The 24749-nt window shown below is 68.5% G+C and carries 20 protein-coding genes and 1 pseudogene; 9 read left to right on the forward strand and 12 right to left on the reverse strand.

Features of this window, described 5'->3' with window-relative positions; genetic code table 11:
* Window positions 1-58 precede the first annotated feature (58 nt).
* The 6 genes from rquA to ROR02_RS02405 all read right to left on the reverse strand — a co-directional run bounded on the left by rquA (window position 59) and on the right by ROR02_RS02405 (window position 4982).
* Window positions 59-739: a rhodoquinone biosynthesis methyltransferase RquA gene (rquA, locus tag ROR02_RS02380; RefSeq protein ID WP_246135360.1), complete on the reverse strand. Its 681-nt coding sequence runs from the start codon at window positions 737-739 to the stop codon at window positions 59-61.
* Window positions 740-979: 240 nt separating this feature from the next.
* Window positions 980-1447: a type II toxin-antitoxin system RatA family toxin gene (locus ROR02_RS02385; protein ID WP_147162410.1), complete on the reverse strand. Its 468-nt coding sequence runs from the start codon at window positions 1445-1447 to the stop codon at window positions 980-982.
* Between the two features lie 12 nt (window positions 1448-1459).
* A complete protein-coding gene (locus ROR02_RS02390; protein ID WP_147162411.1) occupies window positions 1460-2134 on the reverse strand; it encodes a LuxR C-terminal-related transcriptional regulator in 675 nt (224 codons plus the stop codon).
* Between the two features lie 121 nt (window positions 2135-2255).
* A complete protein-coding gene (locus tag ROR02_RS02395; protein ID WP_147162412.1) occupies window positions 2256-3239 on the reverse strand; it encodes an alpha-E domain-containing protein in 984 nt (327 codons plus the stop codon).
* Between the two features lie 3 nt (window positions 3240-3242).
* Window positions 3243-4658, reverse strand: a complete 1416-nt coding sequence (locus ROR02_RS02400; RefSeq protein ID WP_147162413.1) for a circularly permuted type 2 ATP-grasp protein — start codon at window positions 4656-4658, stop codon at window positions 3243-3245.
* A gap of 120 nt (window positions 4659-4778) precedes the next feature.
* The gene (locus ROR02_RS02405) at window positions 4779-4982 is read right to left on the reverse strand and encodes a ribbon-helix-helix protein, CopG family (protein ID WP_246135361.1); all 204 of its coding nucleotides are present in this window, start codon (window positions 4980-4982) and stop codon (window positions 4779-4781) included.
* Between the two features lie 208 nt (window positions 4983-5190).
* Between ROR02_RS02405 and ROR02_RS02410 the strand changes: the two genes are divergently transcribed.
* Window positions 5191-7224, forward strand: a complete 2034-nt coding sequence (locus ROR02_RS02410) for a transglycosylase domain-containing protein (RefSeq protein WP_218032746.1) — start codon at window positions 5191-5193, stop codon at window positions 7222-7224.
* A 128-nt stretch (window positions 7225-7352) separates the two neighbouring features.
* Complete coding sequence (locus tag ROR02_RS02415; RefSeq protein ID WP_246135362.1) at window positions 7353-8279, forward strand: bifunctional helix-turn-helix transcriptional regulator/GNAT family N-acetyltransferase; 927 nt, start codon at window positions 7353-7355, stop codon at window positions 8277-8279.
* A gap of 84 nt (window positions 8280-8363) precedes the next feature.
* Here ROR02_RS02415 and ROR02_RS02420 read toward each other — a convergent pair whose 3' ends face one another.
* The 3 genes from ROR02_RS02420 to parE all read right to left on the reverse strand — a co-directional run bounded on the left by ROR02_RS02420 (window position 8364) and on the right by parE (window position 11413).
* Complete coding sequence (locus tag ROR02_RS02420) at window positions 8364-8912, reverse strand: AAA family ATPase (protein WP_218032747.1); 549 nt, start codon at window positions 8910-8912, stop codon at window positions 8364-8366.
* Between the two features lie 66 nt (window positions 8913-8978).
* Window positions 8979-9419, reverse strand: a complete 441-nt coding sequence (locus ROR02_RS02425) for an SRPBCC domain-containing protein (protein ID WP_147162414.1) — start codon at window positions 9417-9419, stop codon at window positions 8979-8981.
* Window positions 9419-11413, reverse strand: a complete 1995-nt coding sequence (gene parE / locus ROR02_RS02430) for a DNA topoisomerase IV subunit B (RefSeq protein WP_147162415.1) — start codon at window positions 11411-11413, stop codon at window positions 9419-9421. Before parE ends, ROR02_RS02425 begins: the two co-directional genes overlap by 1 nt.
* 344 nt (window positions 11414-11757) lie before the next feature.
* Between parE and ROR02_RS02435 the strand changes: the two genes are divergently transcribed.
* From ROR02_RS02435 to ROR02_RS02455, 5 genes are all read left to right on the forward strand, one after another.
* Complete coding sequence (locus ROR02_RS02435) at window positions 11758-12126, forward strand: acyl-CoA thioesterase (protein ID WP_246135367.1); 369 nt, start codon at window positions 11758-11760, stop codon at window positions 12124-12126.
* A 291-nt stretch (window positions 12127-12417) separates the two neighbouring features.
* Window positions 12418-13311 carry an OmpA family protein gene (locus ROR02_RS02440; protein ID WP_170244920.1) on the forward strand — a complete coding sequence of 298 codons (894 nt, stop codon included), beginning with the start codon at window positions 12418-12420 and terminating at the stop codon, window positions 13309-13311.
* Window positions 13312-13591: 280 nt separating this feature from the next.
* Entirely contained in the window at window positions 13592-16204 is a 2613-nt protein-coding gene (locus tag ROR02_RS02445) for a caspase family protein (RefSeq protein ID WP_147162418.1), read from the forward strand.
* On the forward strand, window positions 16173-16820 hold the full coding sequence (locus tag ROR02_RS02450; protein WP_147162419.1) for a hypothetical protein: 648 nt from the start codon (window positions 16173-16175) through the stop codon (window positions 16818-16820). Before ROR02_RS02445 ends, ROR02_RS02450 begins: the two co-directional genes overlap by 32 nt.
* A 33-nt stretch (window positions 16821-16853) precedes the next feature.
* Window positions 16854-17609, forward strand: a complete 756-nt coding sequence (locus ROR02_RS02455) for an acyl-[acyl-carrier-protein] thioesterase (RefSeq protein WP_147162420.1) — start codon at window positions 16854-16856, stop codon at window positions 17607-17609.
* On the opposite strand, the gene ROR02_RS02460 is transcribed toward ROR02_RS02455, so the two are convergent.
* Window positions 17583-18614 carry a DMT family transporter gene (locus ROR02_RS02460; RefSeq protein WP_147162421.1) on the reverse strand — a complete coding sequence of 344 codons (1032 nt, stop codon included), beginning with the start codon at window positions 18612-18614 and terminating at the stop codon, window positions 17583-17585. The two genes, ROR02_RS02455 and ROR02_RS02460, sit on opposite strands and share 27 nt — an antisense overlap.
* Before the next feature lie 86 nt (window positions 18615-18700).
* On the opposite strand from ROR02_RS02460, the pseudogene ftrA reads away from it, so the two are divergent.
* Both ftrA and ROR02_RS17045 read left to right on the forward strand, forming a co-directional pair.
* Window positions 18701-19060: pseudogene (gene ftrA / locus ROR02_RS17040) on the forward strand (transcriptional regulator FtrA); the annotation flags it as partial.
* A 112-nt stretch (window positions 19061-19172) separates the two neighbouring features.
* Entirely contained in the window at window positions 19173-19703 is a 531-nt protein-coding gene (locus ROR02_RS17045) for a helix-turn-helix domain-containing protein (protein WP_246135363.1), read from the forward strand.
* A 36-nt stretch (window positions 19704-19739) separates the two neighbouring features.
* Here the strand turns inward: ROR02_RS17045 and gor are convergent, their stop codons facing one another.
* Window positions 19740-21095: a glutathione-disulfide reductase gene (gor, locus tag ROR02_RS02470; protein WP_147162422.1), complete on the reverse strand. Its 1356-nt coding sequence runs from the start codon at window positions 21093-21095 to the stop codon at window positions 19740-19742.
* Window positions 21096-21257: 162 nt separating this feature from the next.
* Window positions 21258-24749: a chromosome segregation SMC family protein gene (locus ROR02_RS02475; RefSeq protein WP_147162423.1), complete on the reverse strand. Its 3492-nt coding sequence runs from the start codon at window positions 24747-24749 to the stop codon at window positions 21258-21260.

Raw genomic sequence — 24749 nt, forward strand, 5'->3', positions numbered from 1 at the left:
AGAGTAACTTCGAGGCCAGGTTGGGCCAGGAAATGGCCCAAGCTGGCCTCGGATTACTCTAGCGCCGGACGGCGACAACCTTCTGGTACAGACCGCCGAAGAAGGTTTCCTTGGTCCAGGTGAACGCGTCGCGTTCCTCGGCGAAGTCGCTGATTTCCACGTCCCACAGGCCCATGGCGTAGGGCTCCAGGGTCTTGAACACCCCGAACATGATCGGCTTCAAGGGGTGGTAGGGCAGGGGCTTGTGGTAATCCACGAACACCGCCTTGCCGCCCGGACGAACCGCGGCCAGCAGCGAGTTGACGGCGCGGACCTTCCAGTCGTCGGGAATTTCGTGCAGCAGGAAGAAGCAGCACACGCCATCAAAATCGCGGCCCACCGGATCGGCGGCGTTGGCGCGCACCAGGTGGGTGTTGCTCAGACCGGCCAGCTTGGGCCGGGTGTGGGCGATCTGAACCGGCGCGATGTCGCGGACTTCCAGGTAGCCGGTGGGGCCGACCACGGCCGACAGCTCGCGCGAGAACGGGCCATAGACACATGCCGGCTGCAACACTTCCTGACCGGCCGAAAACTCGCGGTACGCCGAGGCCATCAGGCGGTCGGCATTGCCCCACAGGATGAAGGACACCACCACGTGGCGGTCGAGCCAGCGCATGTTGCGCGGATCCAGATAGGCCCAGGTGTAGGTGCGACGCAGGTATTCGGGCAGGACGACCTGTTCATCGGTTTCCTGAGCCACGGGGGTATCGCCGCCTCGGGAAAAGGGGGACACAAATGCGTCAACTTCCTCGCCCAAAGGGCTGAGGGCTCTCTCGGGCCTGTTCATGCGCTGCGCTCTCCAGGATTTAGTCGCTCGGGTGGCAGAAGGATCGGACGGGCGGGCGACGGCACCGCCCGGGAGCCATCGCAACAATGCCATAGCGGGCGACAGCCGAGAATGCGTCGCCGGAGCGTAAAGGAACGCACGAAAGGGGCCGTGTCAAGCGGTGCGGTCCCCCTTCGCAACAAAGCGGCCATGTCTTCCGTACAAGGACCGGGCCCGATTGGCAAAGGCTTCGACCAAAGTTTTGGCTGCTTCGCGTGACAGGTGTCCCACAAGGCGGTCAAGGCCCAGGGTCGCCATCTCCAGGCCCATGTCAAGCCGGGTCAGCGATCCTTGGGGATGCGGCTCGAATCCCCACGTCAAGGTGAGCTGGCGCAAGCCTCCGCCGCGTGCCGTGACATGAATGCTCTCGGGGCGTATTAACCGCGTTTCCGATCCGAAATGCAAGCGCACCGGCCCCAGGCCCAGAATCTGGTCGGTCCGGTACAGCGAGGGCGTGCGGGTGATGATGCGGGCTTCCTGCCACCAGGGCACGAACGCCGGATAGGATTCGACATCGGCCACCAGATCAAACATCTGCTCGGCGGTGTAGGGAAGGACGCGCTGGGCGTGGTAACGGGGCATGAAAAAATCCGATCAGCCGGTCAGGCCCAGGCGCTGGGCCGCGATCACCGCGCCGGTGCGGTTGTTGGCGCCCAGGGCCTTGAGAATGGCCGTGACGTGCAATTTGACCGTGCCCTCGGACAAGGCCAGGGCATGGGCGATTTCCTTGTTGGACTTGCCCTGACCGATCAGGGCCAGCACCTCGCGCTGGCGCGGCGTCAGGGGCGAGGCCAGGGCCGGATCCGGCGCGCCCGGACCGCCCTGGGCATGGGACCCGGCGTGACCCAGGCCCGCCGGAGCGGGCGCGTCGTCGAGCAAGGTTGGCGGCAGGTACAACCCCCCCGACAACACCAGCTTGAGCGCCCCCAGGATGACCTTGCTGCTGGCGGCTTTCGAGATGAAGCCCGCCGCCCCCCGATGCACCGCCTCGCGCACCAGGGCGCCGTCCTCGCCGGCCGACAGCACCACGATCGGGCTGTCGGGAGCCAGGGCGCGCAGCCGCGCGAGGCCCTCGGTCCAGGGCAGGCCGGGCATCACCAGATCAACCAGAAGGAGATCGAAGGCCCCCGCAGGCTCGGCGCCGACCAGGGCCAGGGCTTCGTCGAACGAACGGGCCTCGACAACCTCGACCTCGGGGGCAAGGTCGCCCAGGACCAGGCGCAGACCATCGCGAAACAGCTCGTGGTCGTCAGCAATCAGGAGTCGCACGCACCCTCTCCGCCATGTCGGGGATCGGGCCCGGGAAAGGGCCTCCCTTAGTATGCCAGAGGCGGTTGGTTCTGCCCATCCCTTCCACGGGGGGCCGCGCCGTGAAGGGAGGGGCGACGGATCAGAACTGGCGCTGGCGCTGGCGCCGGTGGGCCGGGGGCAGGGTGGTCGAGGCCTCCAGGTGGAACGCCCGGCCGACCTCGTTGCTGATCAGGGCATTGCGGGCGATGAACTCGGTCAGGAAGGCGTGCAGGCCGCGCCGGGTGATGTCCTGGACCCGGCCGTAGCGCAGGCGGGCGTTGATCTCGCCGGCGAGGCGGGCGGCCTCGGTGTCGGGGCTCATTTCCTCCAGAAGCAGGCTGGCGGCGTGGGTGCAGTGGTGCAGCGAGCGCGGAAACTCGCGACGCAAGGTGAGTAGCTCGATCACCTTGCGCGGCTTGATTGAATCGCGGTACGTGATCCGGTAGGCCTTGAATGCCGACATGGCGCGCAGCACCGCGCCCCATTGGTAATAGTCCACCGCTTCGTCCAGCCGGTCCTCGTCGGGGGCCAGCACGTGATATTTCACGTCAAGCAGGCGCGCGGTGTTGTCGCCGCGCTCGATGAACGTGCCCAGCCGGGTGAAGGAATAGGCATCGGTTTGCACCATGGTGCTGACCGTGGTGCCGTTGAACTGGTGGCAGCGTTCCTTGACCCACTCGAAAAACTCGCGAAACCCCCACTCCAGCAGCTTGGTGTAGGTGATCGAGCGCAGCTCCAGCCAGGTGGCGTTCAGGCTTTCGAACATCTCGACCGGCAGCACGAAGCGCTCGGCGCGGGCGTTCTCGCGCGCCGAGCCCAGGGTGGAAACGATGCTCGACGGGTTTTCGGGGTCCAGGGCCATGAACGCGATCACATGGCTGGCCGTGATTTCGTCGAAGCGGGCTTCGTAGGAAGGCTTCTGGCCGGAAATGATCAGGGCCGGTTCCCACTCCGCGCCCGAGCCCTCGCCGTTGTGGGGCAGCTGGTGCATGCGGTGCGACACATCCAGGATGCGGGCCATGTTTTCGGCCCGTTCCACGTAGCGGGCCATCCAGTACAGGTTGTCGGCGGTGCGGCTCAGCATGGTTCAGCGCTCCAGGACCCAGGTGTCTTTGGTACCGCCGCCTTGCGACGAGTTGACCACCAGCGACCCTTCCTTGAGGGCCACGCGGGTGAGCCCGCCCGGCACCACGTTGGTGGTCTTGCCGGTGAGCACGTAGGGGCGCAGATCGACATGGCGCGGGGCCAGCCCTTCGTTCACGAAGGTGGGGCAGGTGGACAGCGCCAGCGTGGGCTGGGCAATGAAGTTGCCGGGATTGGCCAGGATCCGGTCCTTGTAGGCCGCGATTTCCGTGCGCGACGCCTTGGGGCCCACGAGCATGCCGTAGCCGCCCGAGCCGTGCACCTCCTTGACCACCAGTTCATCAAGGTGTTCCAGCACGTACTTGCGGTCGTCGTCGTCGTCCAGGTGATAGGTGGGCACGTTGCGCAGGATCGCTTTTTCGCCCAGGTAGAACTCGATCATCGCCGGCACGTAGTCGTACACCGCCTTGTCGTCGGAAATGCCGGTGCCAATCGCGTTGGCGAGGGTGACCGTGCCCTTGCGGTAGGCCTCGAACAGGCCCGGCACGCCCAGCATGCTGTCCTTGCGGAAGGCCTGGGGATCCAGGAAATCGTCGTCGATGCGCCGGTAGATCACGTCCACGCGCTGCGGTCCCTCGACGGTGCGCATGTACACAAAGCCGTCGTCGACGAACAGGTCCTGCCCTTGCACCAGTTCCACGCCCATTTCATCGGCCAGGAAGGCGTGTTCGAAATAGGCGCTGTTGTACTGGCCCGGGGTCAGCAGCACCACGGTCGGACTGCCGACCGGCGACGGCGCCACGTATTTCAGGGTCTTGAGCAGTTCTTGCGGGTAGTGGTTGACCGGCGCCACCGAATAGCGGTCAAACAGATCCGGGAACAACCGCATCATCATGTCGCGGTTTTCCATCATGTAGGAAACGCCCGACGGGGTGCGCAGGTTGTCTTCCAGGACATGGAATTCGTTTTCGCCCGTGCGCACGATGTCAACGCCGGCGATGTGCACGTACACGCCGCCCGGAGGCTCGAAGCCCACCATCTCGGCGCGGAACTGGTCGTTGTTCTCGACCAGGGCCCGGGGGACCTTGCCCGCCCTCAGGATTTCTTGCTCGTGGTACACGTCGTGAATGAAGCGGTTGAGCGCCATCACCCGCTGGCACACCCCACGCGCCACGTAGTCCCATTCGTCGGCGCTGATGATGCGCGGCACCACGTCGAAGGGAATCAGGCGTTCGCTCCCCTGACTGTCGCCATACACGGCAAAGGTGATGCCGATGCGCTTGAAAAGCAGGTCGGCCTGGGTGTGTTTCTGGCGCAAGGTATCGATCGACGTGCGCGCCATCCAGGCGTCATAAGTCAGATAAGGCGCTCGGATGCCACCATCGGGCCGTGTCATTTCGTCGAAAGGCAGGGAGGGCATGGGAGACTCCGTTGCTACGGGCGCACTCCTCACGCTTAGGCCCTGACTGAATCTTCGTCAATGACCGTTTGGCGTCGCAAGGCCAGAACGAAAAAAAGGCAGATCGCTCCCCACGGGATCCTACTCGTTGACCACCTTGAGCACCGGGCGCGGCTCACCCTCCTGGAGGGCGGCAACGGTTCTTTGGTATTCTTCCCAAGCATCCACATGGCTTTGCAGGGCCTGGCGCAGGCACGCGTCGAGACCCTGGCCGGCTTGTTCGGCCATGGCGCTCAGGCGATGGTACAGGTCTTCCGGGATGGTGAAGGCCAGCGTGTGGTCCATGACGACTCTCCCTTGGGTCCGGCGTGGACCGCCCTGGTCTTGCGATCCAAACCAGGATAAAGACAACCGCTTCCCGCTTCAAGGGAGCGATGGGGACGAATCCGCCCGGCAAGGGTGTTTGCTGGTCAAACCCCTTGGGGGACGAGATGACGATTTTATCCTTCTTTGTCTGACTTTTTTCTTTACCTGATTTTTTCGAAAGACGGTCATGGATCCCAACCTGGAGCGCCCGTTCGATCTGCGTGTCAATCCCGCCGACCGCCTGACCTTGAGCGAGCCCGAGGAGGACGCCGCGAAGGCGCGGGAAGCGCTCCAGCCGGCCACGCCCCGCGCGGGGCGGGCAGCGTCCTCCCCCAAGGCCAAGGCCAAAACCAAAACCACCCGTCCGGCGCCGTCACGCCCGCCTTCCAAGGCGCGCGCCGCCAAGAGCGCGAACGGGGGCGGCGGCTCGGGCCGGGGCGGCAAGGGCGGATCCCCCCGGCGGCGGGGCGGCTTCCCCTGGGGGGCGGTGCGCCTGTTCCTGGTCATGTTCACATGGATGGTGATCCTGGGGCTGGGGGTGGTGGGCTGGTTTGCCTATGATCTGCCCGATCCGGCGGCCGAGGCCCGCACCACCCGGCGCCCGTCCGTGACCTTGCTGGCCGCCGACGGGCGCGAGATCGCCGCGTTCGGCGACCTGCACGGCGAAACCCTGCGCGCCCGCGACGCGCCGCCCGCCCTGATCCGCGCCATCCTGGCCACCGAGGACCGCCGCTTCCTCAGCCACTTCGGCCTTGATCTGGTGGGCATTGCCCGGGCCATGGTCACCAACTTGCGCGCGGGCCGGGTGGTTCAGGGGGGATCGACCATCACCCAGCAGGTGGCCAAGAACCTGTTCCTTACCCCCGAGCGCACGGTCCGGCGCAAGGTCCAGGAAGTGCTGCTGTCGCTGTGGCTGGAACGCTCCTTCACCAAGGAACAGATTCTGACCTTGTACATCAACCGGGTGTACCTGGGGGCCGGCACCCACGGGGTGGACGCGGCGGCGCGGCGCTATTTCCACCGTCCGGCCCGCGACCTGACCTTGTACCAGGCCGCGATGCTGGCCGGCCTGCCCAAGGCGCCCTCGCGCTACAACCCCATCGCCAGCCCCGAGCGCGCCCGCTCCCGTACCCTTGAAGTGCTGCAAAACATGGTGGAAGCCGACTGGCTGACCCCCGAGGCCGCCCGCGCCGCCGCCGCCGAGGCGGCCACGGCGCTGCCCGGCGTGCAACGGGGCGTGGCCGGCGACTACTTCGCCGACTGGGTGCTGGAACAGGTGGATGACTATGCGGGCGTGCGCGACCGCGATCTGATCGTGCGCACCACCTTGAACCTGGATACCCAGGAAACCGCCGAGAAGGCGGTGTCCGAGGTGATGGACGCCGAGTCGGAAAAGGTCGGCGCCCGTCAGGCGGCCCTGGTCGCCTTGGATTTCAGCGGCGCGGTGCGGGCCATGGTCGGCGGGCGCGATCACGACCACGCCCCCTTCAACCGCGCCGCCCAGGCCCTTCGCCAGCCGGGCAGCGCCTTCAAGCCCTTTGTCTTCCTGGCCGGCCTGGAAGCGGGCCTGACCCCCGCGAGCACCCTGGAGGACGCCCCGGTCACGGTGGGAAGCTGGAGCCCCGGCAACTATACCGGGCGTTACAAGGGCCCGGTGAGCATGACCCAGGCCCTGGCCCTGTCGCTCAACACCGTGTCGGTGCGCATCACCGAGATGGCCGGGCGCGGCCAGGTGGTCAAGGTGGCGCGCCGCCTGGGCATCACCGGCAACCTGATGGCCCAGCCCTCGATCGCCCTGGGGGTGTTCGAGGTCTCGCCCCTTGACCTGACCTCGGCCTACGCCCCCTTCGCGAACGGCGGGCTGGCCGTGATGCCCTACGCGATCGAGTCGATCGTCGATCGCGACGGGCAGGTGGTCTATGCCCGCCAGCCCAGCGGCGAACGCCGGGTCATCAGCCCCGAAAACGTCGAGGCCATGAACCACATGCTGGAAGCCGTGGTCGCCTGGGGCACCGGCAAGGGCGCGGCCCTGCCGGGCAAGGTCGCCCGGGGCAAGACCGGCACCACCCAGGACTACCGCGACGCCTGGTTCGTGGGCTTCGCGGGCCAGACCCTGGCCGGGGTGTGGGTGGGCAACGATGATAACTCCTCCATGAACGGCGTCACCGGCGGGTCGCTGCCCGTGCACATCTGGCGCCGTTTCATGGAAGGCCAGCCCTGAAACGGGCGGGGCGGTAACGGGGGAGGATTGACGGCGACGGACGGGGGCGCTATTGGTTGTGCGATACAACTAATCGCGGGAGGCCGCCCCTGTCGCAGTCCTCACCCCTTGTTGACGACATCCGCTGTGTGTCGCGCCGGTTCGTGCGTGAACTGGGCTTCATGGGCGGCGATTTCGCCGGCACCGATTGGGCGCCCTCGTTCGTGCATGCCCTGATCGAGATCGAGGCGGGGGGGGTGACCGCCCGCGATCTGTCGGCGGCCCTGCGCCTGGAGAAATCAACCATCAGCCGCATGGTGCGCAAGCTGATCGCGTTCGGGGTCGTGGCCGAGCAGCCGGGCGCGGCGGACGCGCGCACCAAGGTCTTGTCGCTGACCCCGGCCGGGCGCCAGCGGGTGGCGGAAATCCATGCCTTCGCGCGGGCCCAGGTGAATGGGGCCCTGGCGCGGTTGCGGCCCGGTCAGGAGCGCGTGGTGCTGGAGGGCCTGCGCCTGTACACCACCGCGCTGGCCGGGGAGGCGCCAGAGGCCGGGGCGCCGGCCCCGGTGACGATCGCGCCCGGGTACCGCACCGCCCTGATCGCGCGGATCACCCACCTGCACGCCACCTATTATGCCCGTGTCGCGGGGTTCGGACGTCGGTTCGAGGCCGTGGTGGCCGGGGGGCTGGCCGCGTTCTGCGACCGGCTGGACCACCCCGACACCGAGATCTGGACCGCGTTGATAAACGACGAGATCGTGGGATCGATCGCGATCGATGGCCAGGACCTGGGTTCGGGCCGCGCCCACTTGCGATGGTTCATCGTTGCCGACGGGGCGCGGGGGCTGGGGGTCGGGCGCGGGCTTCTGGCAACGGCGCTGGCGTTCGTGGACGCGCGCGCCTTTGCCCAAACCGATCTGTGGACCTTCAGCGGCCTGGATGCCGCCCGCCATCTGTACGAGGCCCACGGGTTTGCCCTGGTCGAGGAGTTTGCCGGCAGCCAGTGGGGCCAGGAAGTGCGCGAACAGCATTTCGTGAGAAAGAGCCCCGAAAAGGAGGCTCTGCTTTTCGGATAAGTCGAGCGTAAATACAAGGAGCGAAAGCGCGGCGCCAGGCTCCGGTCGAGCGGCTTCCGGGTTTAAATAAAAACGTCTGTTGCGTCATCCGACGGCCAGGTTTTCCACCACGAAGTCGGCGCGCTGCTCGACCCCCACCAGGGGAAGCTCGATAATCTGATAGCCTAACCGGGTGTAAACGTCGGCCATGACCTGGCTGGTTGCCTTGGCTTCCTGCCGGTCTTGCCTGCGCTCGGTGTCCTGGGTGAAAATGGCGTCCCAGTAGGGGGCGAGGAAAACCCGCTTGTTGTAGGGATGAACCTGCGCCGCCGTCTCGATATGAGCCGGAACCGGCAGGCCGCAGAGCGTGAGATAGCCGACGACATCAGGGATTCCACGATCCATGAGAACCGGCGCGTTACCCGCGAGAGCCTCGTGGTAGGAACGCAGCTCCCAGCCTAGCATGAGCTCGGCGAAGAGCGCGCGATCCGCCCAAGGCAACGCGGGTCCGTCAATCCTGACCTGATCTTGTATGATGGCCCGGCCGGCCTCGGGCATCGTGCGCAAGCCGCGCCGGGTCAGGGCATCGATCAGAGTGCTTTTGCCGGAACCGGGGCCGCCGGTCACGACGAACATATGGTCGGCGTCAGCCATCAACACGCCTTGCGTGTGCCGCGGCCCTGATCCGGGCGCGCGGTCTTGTGCGAACGGGGGGTGGGGTTACGCGGCCAGGGCCTCGGCGTGGGCCTTGAGGGCGGCGTTGATTCCTTCGTAGGCCTCGCGCGAGGCCTCTTGCACGGCGCGGCCCATGATCGTGTCGGCGAGCAGGCCCGAGAACACCTCGCCATGGACCAGCAGCGTGGCCCCGTCGCCCTGCGGGGTCAGGCGGAAGAAGTGATCGCCCGCGACCATCCCCGGCACCGAGGCGCGCCACTGCAATTCGGACTCGGGGCGCACGACGGTCAGGCGGGCCGGCACCGGCACCGGCGGGCGCCCGGGCATGCGGATGGTGAGCATGATCCAGGCCCCTTTTTGGGCCTTGCCCCGGATGGATGGCAGCACCGGATTCCACGAGCCATAGGCCGGAAAATCGGTCAAAAGGCGCCAGACCAGGGCTGGCGGCGCCTGGATAAGGCACGTGGTCTGTACGGCGCTGCTCATCAGATGTCCAATCCTTCCACGAAGCGGGCGTTTTCCTGAATGAAGCGGAAGCGAAGCTCGGGCTTGCGGCCCATCAGTTCCTCGACCAGCCGGGCCACCGCGCGCGCGTCCTCGCGGTCTTCCTCGGTGCGGCCCGTGGGCACGGTCACGCGCAGCAGCTGGCGGGTCGCGAACGCCATCGTGGTTTCCCGCAACTGGGCGGGCGGCATTTCGCCCAAGCCCTTGAAGCGGCTGATCTCGATCTTGCCCTTGCCCTTGAACTGGGTTTTCAGCAACTGGTCGCGGTGGGCATCGTCGCGGGCATAAACGCTGGTGCCGCCCTGGGTCAGGCGGTAAAGCGGCGGCAAGGCCAGGTACAGGTGCCCGGCCGCCACCAGCCCCGGCATTTCCCGGAAGAAGAAGGTCATCAGAAGGCTTGCGATGTGGGCGCCGTCCACGTCGGCGTCGGTCATGATGATGACGCGTTCGTAGCGCAGCCGCTCCAGGTCGAAGCGCGCGCGCGCCCCGCAGCCCAGGGCCTCCACCAGGTCGTTGAGTTCCTGGTTTGCCTGCATCTTGTCCATGGACGCGCTGGCGACGTTCAGGATCTTGCCGCGCAGGGGGAGCACCGCCTGGGTCTCGCGGTCGCGGGCCTGCTTGGCCGAGCCGCCGGCGCTGTCGCCCTCCACCAGGAAGATTTCGGTGCCCTGGCAGGTCGAGCGCGTGCAGTCGGCGAGCTTGCCCGGCAAGCGCAGCTTCTTGGTGGCCGACTTGCGCCCGGCCTCGCGCGACTGGCGCCGGCGCTGGCGTTCGTCGGCCCGTTCCAGGGCATAGGCCAGCACGGCGTTGGCCACCTCGGGCGCGCCGCTCAGCCAGTGGTCGCACGGATCGCGCAGGGCCTGTTCCACCAGCCGGGTGGCCTCGGCGCTGACCAGGCGTTCCTTGGTCTGGCCCTGGAACTGGGGCTCGCGGAGGAACAGCGACAGCATCACCGTCGCGCCGCCCACCACGTCCTCGGCCATCAGCGAGGCGGCCTTCTTGTTGCCGGCCATCTCGGCGAAGGACTTGAGGCTGCGGGTCAGGGCGTTGCGCAGGCCCGCTTCGTGGGTGCCGCCGTCGGGGGTGGGGATGGTGTTGACGTAGGAACTGAAAAAGCCCTCGTCGTCCTCGGGCCAGCACAAGGCCCATTCCACCGAGCCCACTTCGTCGGCCAGCATCGTCTTGCCCGCGAACACCCGCCCCCCCACCAGGGAGCGCCCCGACACCAGGGAGTGCAGGAAGTCTTCCAGGCCGTTGGGGAAGTGCAACTCCTCCTCGGCCGGGGTGGGATCGTCGTCGCGCAGCAGCTCGGGCGCGCACGACCAGCGCAGGCGCACGCCCCGGAACAAATAAGCCTTCGAGCGCGCCAGACGGTGCACGGTGCCGGGCTTGAAGCGCGCGCGTGGCCCGAAAATCTCGGGGTCGGGGCGGAAGATGATGGTGGTGCCGCGCCGGTTGGGGGCCGCGCCCACCCGCTCCAGGGCGGTTTGCGGCAGGCCGCGCGCGTAGCGCTGCGACCAGAGGGTCCGCTCGCGCGCCACCTCGACCACCAGTTCCTCGGACAGGGCATTGACCACCGAGAGGCCCACGCCGTGCAGGCCGCCCGACACCTTGTAGGCGCTGCCCCCGAATTTGCCGCCCGAGTGCAGGGTGGTCAAAATCACTTCCAGGGCGCTTTTGTCCGGGAAGCGCGGGTGGGGATCGATGGGAATCCCGCGCCCGTTGTCGCGCACCAGAACCGAGCCGTCGGCCCTCAGCGCCAGATCAATGACCTGGGCGTGACCGGCCACGGCTTCGTCCATGGCGTTATCCAGGATTTCGGCCACCAGATGGTGCAAGGCGCGTTCGTCGGTGCCGCCAATGTACATGCCCGGGCGCCGGCGGACCGGTTCCAGGCCCTCCAGCACCTCGATGTCCTGGGCGGTGTAGGCGGTGGCGTCGGCCGAGGCCGCCTGTTCATTGAAGAGATCGTTCATGGCCGGGACTATAGGGACAGGCCCGGCCCGCCGGCAAGAGCATCGCCGGGCCGTTGTTCAACGCCCCCTGGGGCCTTTGGGTTTTTGCCTGGAGAGGAGGGCCGGGGGGGCAAGCGGGGGCGGGGGGGTGCCGCTCCCATCGATCGTTTCGCGAGTCGCTTGCCCGAGGGAGGGGAAACAGGTCATCATGCCCCATAATGCGGCTGCCCGCGAGCGCGGCCGTTTTCCCCTGTTTCTCTTGTCGGAGCCCGCCGCGCGTGACCGCCTCGCCCAAGACCGTTCCTCCCAGCGTGCCCCCCGCGCTTGATCAGCCGGTGGGCACCTTGTCGCTTCGCGCCATTGCCATGCCCGCCGACACCAACCCCTACGGCGATATTTTCGGGGGGTGGCTGATGGCGCAAATGGATCTGGCCGGCGGCACCCGCGCCCGCCAGCTGGCCGGATGCCGGGTCGCGACCGTCGCCGTGACCGGATTCACCTTTCACAAGCCCGTGTACGTGGGCGACGAGGTCAGTTGCTACACGGCGCTGACCCGGATCGGGCGCACCAGCCTGACCATCGATGTTCAGGCCTGGGTGCGCCGCCACACCAGCGCGGCGGTGGAAAAGGTGACGGAAGGCCTGTTCGTCTTCGTGGCCGTGGACCTGGAAGGCCGGCCCCACCCCCTGGACTTGAAGGACGTGCCCCTGGATCTTCCGGCCTCGGGCGCGTAAGTCGCCTTTCACGGGGAAGGGGCGGGGGCTGTTCTCGCCTTTGTTTGTCCGGCAGTCGGCGCGACTCGGGAAAGACGAACCGCCCCCGGTCCGATCGGGCACTTTGTTGTGGGGGGGGCCTGTCGTTTCGGCTATCATCAGCCTTAACGAAAAGAATGGTCCATGCCCGTCGGAATCGCCGCGCCCGGGGGAGAACCCTTCAGGCGAGTCCCGATGGCACCGTCGGCGTTCCCGGGGCCCGCGCGGCCGGGCGGGAACGTTGCCCGTCCCCCGACCCAGGGAGTCCGTCTGATGCCCTTCGCCAAACTCCTCGCCTTCGCGCTGGCCGGCCTGATGCTGGCAGGGTGCGAAACCTATGGGCCCATGACCCATAACATGAGCGCCTTTGACTGGGGCGACACCAAGCCGCTGGAGGAACTGACCACGGCGCCCCGCAGCGGCAGCGCCTTCACCAACGCCCTGGCCGACGGCTATCAGGCAATGGCGCAAAGCGAGCTCGACAAACGCGACTGGCGCGATCAACAACGCTGGGCGCGCAAGGGCCTGCTGGCGGCCGAAGGCGCGGTGGTGCACCCCGAACTCCCCGACCGCTGGGACCTGGTGCGGGTCAACTACGCCGAAACACGCGTGGATGGAACCACCTACAAGGACCTCTACGACCGCCGCGAAGACCTGATGGAAACCTTCTACGCCTGCGGAACCCGCGAAAAGGACCCCGCCCTGTCGGCCCAGGCGCAGCTCGGCTTTGATTGCCTGGTCGAGGAACTGGACGAAGGCTGGGAAACCCCCGCCATCACCGAATGCCGCGATACCTTTGAAGCGGCCCTGGCCCGGCTCAAGACTTATTGCGGCAAAACCGAAACCGGCTTCGTGATCTTGTTCCCCACCGGCTCCTCTGAACTGTCCTTGGAAGCCCGGGCCCTGGTTGGCACCATCGCCCGCGCCGCCGGCACCACCCGCCCGGTGACCCTCACCGGCTGGGCCGACACCGTGGGCAACGCGTCCGCCAACCTCGCCTTGTCCGCGCGCCGGGTGGCGGCGATCAAATCCGCCCTGGTCGCGGCCGGCGTGCCCTCGCAAAAGATCTCGGAAACCGCGCGCGGCAACCAGGACTTGCCCGTGACCACCGGCCCCAACGTCGCCAACCCCTCCAACCGCGCCGTGCACATCGTCGTGGGCTCGTAATCTCCCGGGCCTTCCCGCCTTCCCTCTTGCCTCCCGCCCCGCTCCGGTCGCCGCGAGCGGGGCTTTTTCATGGCGGCATGCCTTCTGGAGCGCGTTGGAATGGTGCGAAGTGGTGTAATGCGTTAGTGTTTTTATGGATGCGGCCTGGGGGTGTGAAGCGTGCGGCATGCGGGGCTCTGCCCCGCCCCCCGCTGGGGCCGCGCCCCCCGCTGGGGCCGAGGGCCCCAGACCCCGATCCTTGGGCGGGGGGGCGGCGAGAAAGGGCAGGGGAGAGGGGCGGATGCGACGGGGGATCCTCCTGGGGGCGGTCGTGGGGCTGATCGTGGCGCTGGCAGGCGCGGGATGGGCCGACGAAACCCCGGATGGCTTGTACGACCGCCCGGTGCTGGTGGTCGATCCCGGCTTTCACACTGCCCCGATCATTCGAGCGGACGTGGACTTCGTCGGAACCCGGGCGGTCACGGGGTCGGACGACAAAACGGTGCGGGTGTGGCGGCTGGTCGACGGCACCTTGGAACGCACCGTGCGCCTGCCCTCTGGCCCTGGGGATGTGGGCAAGGTCTACGCCGTCGCGGTCAGTCCCGACGGCGAAACAATTGCCGCTGGCGGGTGGACGGATCCGCCCAAAAACGGATTGGCCCTCTACCTGTTCGACGCCAACACGGGGGCCGTGATCCAGCGTTTGGAAGGCCTGCCTAGCGTGGTTCTCCACCTTGCCTTTTCCCCCGATGGCCGGCAGCTGGCTGCGGGGCTGGGAGGAAGCCATGGGGTGCGCCTGTACGAAAGAGGACCGGGCGGCTGGGTTGAACGTATCCGGGATGCAGCGTACGGGGGAGATTGCTACGGTGTAGCTTTCGCCCGCGATGGTCGGTTTGCGACGACAAGCTTGGATGGGCTGGTGCGCCTGTACGACGCCAAAGGCGTGAAGAGTGCCCAACATGCTACCGGCCTGGAGTATCCCTTTGGCCTTGCCTTCAATCCCCGGGACAACCGACTCGCAGTGGGGTTCGAGGGTGAACCGCTGGTGCATCTGTACGACGGCAATACCCTGGCCCCGCTGTCCGCCCCCTCGGTTTCGGGGCTCGTCGGTGGTAACTTTTCAAAAGTCGCTTGGTCGCGGGACGGCCGCACCTTGTACGCTGCCGGGCGCTACGACGATGGGACGGGGCAAAGTCCCGTGGTGGCTTGGGACGAAGATGGAACCCGCCGACTTCTTTCCGGCAGCCAGACTACGGTGATGAGTCTGAAGCCTCTCCCCGGGGGGGACTTGGTGGTGGGAGCCCAGGATCCCTTCCTGGCCCGGCTGGACGCCCAGGGCAGGCCGCGCTGGCGCCAGGAGCCCCGGCCCATGGATGTGTGCGACCCGCACTCCACCCTGGCCGTGTCCGCCGACGGCCAAACGGTGGAGTTGGGGCTCGAAACGGAGGGCAAGACCCCGGTGCGTTTTGATGTGGAGAAATTGGTCTTGACTTCGGGACCCCTCACTCCTTCCCACACCACGCTCCCTCTCCAAACCACCTTGTCGATCAAGGATTGGAAAGACACCGATCACCCCACTGTGAACGGCCGCCCGCTGGCGTTGGATCGGTTCGAGACCTCGCGCAGCCTGGCCATCGCCCCCGACGGCCAGCGCTTCGTGCTGGGGACCGAGTGGTGGTTGCGCGCTTTCGATAAAAACGGCACTTCCCTGTGGCGCCAGCCGGTGCCCGGAATCGTGTGGGCGGTGAACATCACCGGCAACGGTAAACGGGTTGTGGCCGCCTACGGCGATGGCACCGTGCGCTGGCACCGCCTGGACGACGGGGCGGAGGTGCTGGCCCTGTTCGTGTTCAAGGATGGCCAGAACTGGGTGGCGTGGGATCCCGAGGGGCGCTACGCAGGTACCGCTCGGGCCCACACCACGTTACGCTGGGTCATGAACGAGGGCAGGAACAAACCTGCGCGAGAAATTCCGGCCGAGCGATTGCGCTTTTCCTATCGGCCCCAGGTTATCAGGCGGATTTTGACCGCGCCCACCCTGGCCCAGGCGCTTCTGGAAGCCGAACAGGAGGAACGTGGCAAGGATCTTGCGGCGATGAGGGAGGATCTTGCCCGTCAGGCAGCGCCCCAGCCCGTGGGAGCCCGGCCACGCTTGTTTGTACTGACCCTCGGCGTGGGGGATTCCAGAGAAGCCTCCTTGAAATTGAAGTACTCTCAAAACGATGCCGACGCGATCGCCAGGGAAATGCAAAACCAAATGGGTGGGCGCTACGATTTGGGATTCGAGAGCTATTTCAGGCCGGGAGAAGCAACCCGGGAAAATATATATCTTGAGATGGAGAGGTTGCGGTGGAAGCTTCAGGAGTCTTCTGTGCAATCGAGAGATGATCTTGTTGTCTTGTTTTTTTTCGGCCACGGCCGGGTTTCAGGCCCCGGGGCGCTGGAGGATTTCTACCTGCTGCCCGTTGATGTGAAGCTGGGAAGCAACGCGGCCCTGGAGCACAGCGCCCTGTCCGGCGAACGTCTGCGCCGTGAAATCGCCGTGCTTTCCCAATACGCGCGGGTCGTGCTGCTGATAGATGCCTGCGAGGCCGGCGCCCTGTCCTCGACCGGAGAAAAACGCAATCGTCTGGCGGACGAATTGCGGCGCTTGGTGACAGGAAACGTGACCTTGTTTGCCTCCTCGGGACCCAATCAGGTTTCGTTGGAAAGCGAAACATGGGCGCATGGTGCGTTGACCAAGGCGGTGCTGGAAGCCTTGCGCGGCGAAGCGGACCGCGACGCCAACGGGGCGCTGAGTGTGGAGGAACTGGCCGATTATGTCCGGCGCAAAGTTCCCGTCCTGACCCACGGCCGGCAGAGTCCCACCATTGAAACGCGTTTTGGCGGCGATCTGTTCGCTGTCGGGTTTTGATCTCAAGCGAAAGGAGGCAACCATGCGCGATAAAACAGGGCGCGGGTTGTGGGGCGCGGTGATGGGGGGGCTTGTCGGGCTGCTCCTTTTTCCCGTGTTGGTCCCTGCCGCCGGGGAGGATATCCCAGATTTTCCCCAGGCCATCGCGGTCTTGAACCAGGAGCGGGACAAAGCCATTGCCTGCGCCAAGGTGTTGAAAGCTTTTCCGCCCGCCGACGCCAGGCAACGGGCCGCATTGGAAAAGGAATACGAGGACGCCCGGGCGGAGTTCAATGCCGCCATCGTGCGCTTGCGCCTGGCGCTTGCCCAAGGCAACCCAGACCAGGAACTGGAGGGAATTAAACGGGATTTGCGGTTGGCCAGCAGCAAGCGAGATGGCTTTTGCGCGCACACCGATGCCCTGCTGACGGCAACCGACAACGGGGAAAAGTCTCCTTGGGCTATTGTGATTCCCGTTGTCGTGGATGTGGTCTTGCAGGTTGCGGAGTGGTTCATGCGGGACACGGTGCGCAAAGATGAGTTGCGCGCTTCCCAATACCGCGAGGCCTTGAACAATGCCCAATGGCCCCTGTTCGCGGATATTCCCAAGCCCGAGTCCGCGCCGCCCTCGCCTTGACGGCGCCCGGGCACGGGGCTACGGTCCCGCGTCATGAAACAGGTGATCTGGACCGCGCCCCACGATGTCACCAGCCTGGTGCTCACCCACCAGAAACGGCTGGGTTTGGTGGGGCTTTTGCAGATTCTTCAGGATGTGGCCTGGGCCCATGCCGACCATCTGGGGCACGGGTTTGGCGCCATGCTGGAGCGCGGCACCTTGTGGGTGCTCACGCGCTTTGTCCTGCGCGCCCAAGGCCCGTGGCCGGAATGGGGCGAGCGCCTGGACGTGAACACCTGGGTGCGCAAGCCCACCGGCGCGATCGCGATGCGCGATTACGAGGTGGTCGTGGGCGGGCGCCGCTTTGCCGAGGCCACGGCCAGCTGGCTGACCTTGGATCTGCACACCCGCCGGCCGCTGAAAATCGCCCTGGGCGACGAGGCGCTGGCGTTCTGCCGCACCGAAGGCACCTGGGCCGAGGATCCGGCCAAGCTGCGCGGCCACGACGGCCTGAGCGAAATCGACCGGGTGCGGGTGCGCACCAGCGACCTGGACATCAACGGCCACGTCAACAACACCCACTATGCCCAGTGGATCCTCGATGCCCTGCCCCTGCCGGTGCTCGACGCCAGCCCCCTGACCCACTACGAGGTCAATTTCCTGGCCGAAAGCCGCCTGGGCGACACCGTGATCCTTGAAGGCACCCTGCCCGAGGCTGGCGGCGCGTGGGAGTCCCCGTTCCAGGGCCGGCGCGCCGACGACGACAAACCGGTGTTCGTGGCCCTACTCAAGGCCGGTTCTCCCGCCTGATTCCTCGCAAGGGGTCCGGGGAAGCCCGCTTCCCCGGCCGGGGGTTTGGGGGCCGGGGCCCCCAACAAGGGCTGGATGTCCCTTCCTTTCCCTTCCCCCACCCCGCCGCTTCCCCGGCCGGGTCTGGGCCAGCACCCCGCCGGCGCCGATCAGCACGCCCCCCAGCAGCGACAACGGCCCGGGCAGGAGCCCGAAAAGGCCAAGGTCGAAGGCCATGCCCCACACCAGCCCCGAGAACTGCCACGGCGCCAGCCTTGAGGCCTCGCCCCGGTGCAAGGCGGCGTTGAGGCAGACCAGGGCGGCGGTCTGAACCACGACAAACGCGCCCACCAGCCCCCAGGCCAGGGCCGACACCGGATGCCAGCCGATCCAAGCGGGTACGGCCAGGGCGAGGGTACCGACCAGCGCGACCTGAAGGGCGCCGTCCAGGCTGGTGGCAACGTCGCGCAAGGTGCGCATCTGGATCTGGTAGACCGCGTAGGCCAGGGCGGCGGTGATCGAGGCCAAAAGGCCGGTCAGCGGGGGCGCGGCACCGGGGCGCACGATCAGCAGCATGCCGACGAACGCCAGCCCCACCCCCAGCCAGCGCCGCGCGCCCACGCTTTCGCGCAGCAGCCACCCGGCCAGACCGGCGACCAGAAGCGGGGTCAGGAAGCCCAGCGCCGAAGCCAGGGTGACGGGCATCAGGCTGTAGGCCACGATCCCCATCACGTTTGAAATCACCAGGGCCGCCGCCGCCCCGCGTTGGACCCACGCCCTGCGCGGGCGCAGCAGCCGGTCGGGGGTGATCCCGGCCCGGGGCCACGCCATGGCGAGCCCGGCCGCCGCCAGCACCAGCACGCAGCGCAAAAACGTAACCTGCAACGGCGCCAGCCCGTGCTCCACGACCAGGATCCTGGTCAGCGAATACCCCACGACATACAGCAGGCTGGAAAGCACCATCAGGCCCACGGCGACAACGCCGACGGGAACAGGACGCGCGGCAGGGGGGCGAAAACGGGGCATGGCGGGTCTCCGATCCAAGGAGACCCAAGGGTCGGCGGGGCGCTTTTTCCTGGCAAGTGGCGCGATTGACACCTATCGTAAAAATCATGACAAACCCGCCGATCCCCCCCGTTTCATCGCCGGCGCCGACGCCGGACCCCGCCCCGCACCGGGTCGTGGCCCTGGTCTATCAGGGGCTGTGCACCTTTGAATTCGGCATCGTGGTGGAGGTGTTCGGGGCCCCGCCGCCCCCGGGCACGCGCGGCTGGTACCGGCTGGAAACCGCCGCCGTCGAGCCCGGGCCGTTGCGCGCGCAAGGCGGGCTGGTGGTGGCGGCCGACGGTGGGCTGGAGCGGCTGGAGGGAGCGGGGACGGTGATCGTGCCCGGCTGGCGCGACCCCCGGCCCCAGGTGCCCGAGGCTCTGGGGCCCGCCCTGCGCCGGGCTCACGCGCAAGGGGCGCGCTTGGTATCGATTTGCAGCGGGGCCTACGTGCTGGCCGAGGCCGGGGTGCTGGCGGGCCGGCGCGACCACTCACTGGCGCCACGGGGCCGACTTCGCCCGGCGCTATCCCGACATCGTGTTTCAGCCCGACGTGCTGTACGTGGACGAAGGCCCGATCCTGACCTCGGCCGGCAGCGCCGCCGGGCTGGATCTGTGCTTGCACCTGGTGCGCCGAGACCATGGGGCCCAGGCGGCCAACACCATCGCGCGCGCCCTGGTGGTGCCGGCGCACCGGGGCGGGGGGCAGGCGCAGTTCATCCCGCGCCCGGTGGCGGCGCACAGCGAAGGGGCCGGGCTCGCGGCCCTGCTGGAGTGGATGCGGGCCTCGCTGGCCGAGGACCTGAGCGTGGAGCGGCTGGCCCAACGCGCCGGCGTGGCGCCCCGCACCTTTTTGCGCCGCTTCTTCGAGGCCACGGGGACAACGCCGGGGGAATGGGTGGGAGCGGCCCGGGTGGCCCTGGCCTGCGAGCTGCTGGAAACCACCCGCCTGGGGATCGAGGACGTGGCAACCCGGGCCGGCCTGGGCTCGGCCGCCACCTTGCGCCACCACTTCCGCCAGCGCCTGGGCACGTCCCCCACCCGCTACCGCGCCCAGTTCGCCCGGTAGGGAGGGGAACGCTTCCCCCCGGGGTGCGGCCCGGTGTTACTCGGGCACGGGCTCGCGCAAGGTCACGAATTCCTCGGCCGCCGTGGGGTGCACGCCAATGGTGGCGTCGAACTGGGCCTTGGTCGCGCCGCACTTCATGGCGATGGCCAGACCCTGGATAATCTCCGGGGCCTCGGGGCCGACCATGTGGCAGCCCAGCACCCGGTCGGAGCGGGCATCGACGATCAGCTTGATCAGGGTCTGCTCGGCGCGCCCCGAAAGGGTGTGCTTCATCGGCCGGAAGCGCGAGCGGTACACGCGCACGGGGCCGCGCTGGCGGGCCGCCGCCTCGGTCAGGCCCACGGTGCCGATGGGGGGGGAGCTGAACACGGCCGACGGGATCGTGTTGTAGTCCATCACCCGGGGGTTGTCGTTGAACTGGGTTTCCGCGAAGTTGAGGCCTTCATTGAGGGCCACCGGGGTCAGCTCCACGCGCCCGGTCACGTCGCCGATCGCGAACACGCTGGGGATGTTGGTGGTGTTCCATTCGTCCACCGGCACCACGCCGCGCGCGTCCACGCGCACGCCGGCCTCGGCCAGGCCCAGGCCCGAGATGTTGGGGGCGCGGCCGGTGGCGTACATCACCAGATCGGTTTCGATGTCGGGCCCGGGGGTGCGCTTGACCCGGTAGCTGCCATCTTGCAGCTTGTCGATCCGGTTGATCACGGTTTCGGGCAGGATATGAATGCCCTGGCGGGTCATTTCGGTGGTCAGGGCGTCGCGCACGTCGTCGTCGAAGCCGCGCAGCACCCGGTCCTTGCGGATGACCAGCGAGACATCGGCGCCAAAGGCCCGGAAGATGCCCGCGAATTCCACCGCGATGTACCCGCCGCCCACGATCAGGATGCGCTCGGGCATCACCATCAGGTCCAGCGCCTCGTTCGAGGTGATGGCGTGCTCGATGCCCGGGATCGCCGGCATCGACGGCCAGCCGCCCACGGCGATCAGGATCTTCTCGGCCGTGATCTTGCGCCCTTCCACCGCGACGGTGAAGGGATCGACCAGCTTGCCCCGGCCTTCGATCAGCTCCACGTGGCTGGCCTTCAGCAAGGAGCGGTACACGCCTTCCAGCCGGTCAAGCTCGCGGTTCTTGGCAACGACCAGGGCCGGCCAGTCGAAGGAAGCGCCCTCCACCGACCAGCCAAAGCCGGCCATGTCCTCCAGGTCGTGGGCGAAGTGGGCCCCGTAGACCAGCAGCTTCTTGGGCACGCAACCGCGCATGACGCAGGTTCCGCCCACCCGGCTGCTTTCGATCAGGGCGACGCGGGCGCCATAGCTGCCGGCCACCCGGGCCGCGCGCACGCCGCCGGAACCGGCGCCAATGACGATCAGGTCGTAGTCATAGGGGGTCATGATCGTTTCCTTCGTGGCAAGCCAGGCCAGGGGGGAGCCCCAATATAGGCCTTGGTCGGGCGATGTCATCCCCCCAAGACCCCCAGGGCGACCGGGTGAACCGGTTGCGTTGGAGTCCTTTTGGTGTCCTCAAACGCCGGGTGCGCACTTCGTGCGCTTGACTCACGCGGTGGGGCCGGGCTGGGCGGCCAGGTCGGCGGCGTGGCGCAGATCAACCGAAACCAGCGACGAAATGCCGCGCTCGGCCATGGTCACGCCAAACAGGCGGTCCATGCGCGCCATGGTCATGCGGTGGTGGGTGACCACCAGGAAGCGGGTGCGGGTGGTGTCGGTCAGCGTGCGCAGCATGGAGCAGAAGCGATCGACGTTGGCGTCGTCCAGGGGGGCGTCCACCTCGTCGAGCACGCAAATGGGCGCCGGGTTGGTCAGGAACACGGCAAAGAGCAAGGCGGTCGCGGTCAGGGCCTGTTCGCCGCCCGACAGAAGCGACAGGCTTTGCAGGCGCTTGCCCGGCGGGCTCGCCATGATTTCCAGCCCCGCTTCCAGGGGGTCGTCGGATTCGATCAAGGTCAGGTGGGCGCGCCCACCCCCGAACAGGCGCTGGAACAGGGCCTGGAAGTGCTGATCGACCTTGTTGAACGACTCCAGCAGGCGGGCGCGGCCTTCCTTGTTCAGTTCATTGATCCCGTGGCGCAGGCGGGCAATGGCGGCAATCAGATCGTCGCGTTCCAGGGTCAGGGTGGAAACCTGCTCCTCCAGCTCGCGCAGTTCCTGGTCGGCGCGCAGGTTGACCGGGCCCATGGCGTCGCGCTGGCGGCTGAGGCGGTGGAACAGCTCCTCGGCCTCGGTGATCGGGGGCAAGGTGTCGTCGGGGGGCAGGTCGGCCTGGGCGGCCAGGGCCTCGGGCGTGCAGTCGCGCCGCTCGGCAATGGCCTGGGCGGCGGCGCGGGCCTCGGCCTGGCCCTGCTCCAGGGCCGCCTCGGCGCGCACCTCGTCCTCGCGGGCCTGGGCCTCGGCCCGCTCCGCGTCGCGCTGGGCCTTGTCGGCGTCCTTGAGGGCGCGTTCGCTCCGGGCCAGGGCGTCGGAGGCCTCGCGGCGCCGGGCCTCGGCTTCCTCCAGGGCGTCGAGCAGGGCGTCGCGCTGCTCGGCCAGGGCGTCGGGGCGCCCTTCCAGGTCGGCCAGCGCCGCGAGCGCGCCTTCGCGCCGGGCATTCAGTTCGTCCAGGCGGGCCTGGGCGTCGGCTTCGCGGGCGGTCCAGGCCTGGATGTCGCGGGCCAGGGCCTGGCGGCGCCGGGCGCGTTCGTCGGCGTCGCGCTTCAGGCGGTCGTGATCGGCCTGGGCCGCCACCTGCACCGAGCGTGCCCGGGCAAGGTCGGCGTTCAGGCGCGCCACCTCGTCCTCGGCCGGGGCATCGGAGCCCAGGGCGTCCAGGGCGTCCTCGGCGGCCTCGGCCCGGGCCTCGGCTTCTTGCAGGTCTTCTTCCAGGCGGATCAGGGCCTCGGCCAGCGCGCTCAGGCGCCCGGCGGTGCTGGCGGCGGCGCGGTCCAGGGCGGCGCGCCGCTCGCGGGCCTGGGTCAGGGCGCGCTCGGCCTCGCGGACCTGATGGCGGGTGTCCTGCTCGGCCCCGGTGCGGGCTTCCAGGATCAAGCGGGCCTCGGCCTCGGCGTGGGCGGCCAGGTCCACCTGCTCCTGGGCGGCGGTGGTGTCGGCTTCCAGGGCCAGCAGACGGTTGCGGGTTTCCAGGCGGGCGGCGGCGGCGGCCGCGCCGTCCTGGCTGCCCGGGGCCTGCACGAGGCCTTCCCACGTCCACACGCCCCCGTCGGGATCAACCAGGCGTTGCCCCGGCGCCAGCTGGCCGTGCAGGCGCTCGGCGGTGGCGGCGTCGGGGACCAGGCCGGTGGCGTTCAGGCGCCGCGCCAGGGCCGCGGGCGTCTTGAGGGCCTCGGCCAGGGCGCGGGCCCCTTCGGGCAGCGGGGGCAGCCGCAGGGGGGGCAGGGGGCGCCAGTGGCTGGCGGTGGCCGGATCCAGGCCGGCCTGGGAGGCATCGCCCAGGGCGCCGGCCAGGGCCTTTTCCAGGCCCGGGGGCACGGGCAGGGTTTCAAGGGCGCTGGGGCCCTGGCGGGAGTCGGTGCGCCGGGCCGGGGCCAGGATCGCGGCCAGGCCCCGCGCCTCGGCTTCCAGGCTGGTGAGCGTGTTCTGGGCGGCGCGCAGGGCTTCGCTCGCGTGCTCGGCGGCCGCGCGGGCCTCGGCCCGGGCCGCCTCGGCTTCTTCCTGGCGTTCGCGGGCCTGATCCAGGGCTTCGTCGGCCTGGGCCTCGGCCTCGGTGGCGGCGGCCAGCTCCTGGGGGTCGATCTGGGTGCCGGCGACCTCGTCGCGCTCGCGCCGGGCGCCGGTCACGCGGGCCAGGGTGGTGTCGCGCCGCTGGCGGGCCTCGGCGTCGGCCCGGATCAGGGCGTCGCGCCGGGCCTTGTGCTCGGCCAGGCGGGTGGTGGCCCGGGCGAGCGCGTCGGCCAGGGTTTCGGCGGCGTCGGTGGCGGTGTCCACCCGCTCGGCGGCGGCGGCCTGGGCCAGGGGATCGTCGGCGGTTTCGTCGTCCAGGCGGGCCAGGTCTTCCTTCAGACGCTCCAGGGCCTGGGCCGCGTCGTCCAGGCGGGCCTGTTCGCGGCCCAGGTCGGCGGTGGCCTGGGTCAGGCGCGTGGTGTGCTCGGCCGTGGCCTGGGCGAGCGCGCGGTCCTCGGCGTCCAGGTGCTCGCGGGCCAGGGTCAGGCGTTGCAGCCGCGCCCCCGCCTCGGCCTCGGCGGCGCGGGCCGGTTCCAGGGCCAGGGCGGCGTCGGCTTGCAAGGTGGTGGCGGTGGCGGTGCGGGCCGTGGCCTCGGCGTGGGCGCGCTGGGCCGCCTCCAGGGCGCGCCGTGCCGTGTCCACCGCCCGGAGCGCGGCCACCCAGCGCAGGCGCAGCACCACGGCCTCGGCCCGTTGCACCTGCTCGGACAAGGCCCGATAGGCCTGGGCCTGCTTCGCCTGCCGGCGCAAGCCCCCCATCTGGCCTTCCAGGGCAATCAGCACGTCGTCGAGGCGCGCGAGGTTGCCCTCGGCGGCGCGCAGGCGGGTTTCGGCCTCGTGGCGGCGGGTGTGCAGGCCGCCAATGCCGGCCGCTTCCTCCAGCAAGGCGCGGCGCTGGGCGGGCTTGGCGTTGATCAGGGCCCCCACGCGGCCCTGGCTGACCATGGCGGTGGAACGCGCCCCGGTGGCCGCGTCGGCGAACAGAAGCTGGACGTCGCGGGCGCGGACTTCCTTGCCGTTCACCTTGTAGGCCGAGCCCTCGCCCCGGGTGATGCGCCGGGTGATGTCCAGTTCCTCGGCGGCGTCGAACTGGGGGGGCGCGGTGTGCTCGCGGTTGTCGAGGGAAATGGTCACCTCGGCCACGTTGCGGGGCGGCCGGGTGGTGGTGCCGCCGAAGATCACGTCGTCCATGTCGGTGCCGCGCAACTGGCGGGCCGAGGTTTCGCCCATCACCCAGCGCAGGGCCTCGACCACGTTCGACTTGCCGCAGCCGTTGGGCCCCACCACCCCGGTCAGGCCGGGGTCGATGATCAGTTCGGCCGGCTCGACGAACGATTTGAAGCCCACCAGGCGCAAACGCGAAAAATGAAGCAC

It is taken from the genome of Pararhodospirillum oryzae (assembly GCF_007992075.1).
Lineage (GTDB): Bacteria > Pseudomonadota > Alphaproteobacteria > Rhodospirillales > Rhodospirillaceae > Pararhodospirillum > Pararhodospirillum oryzae.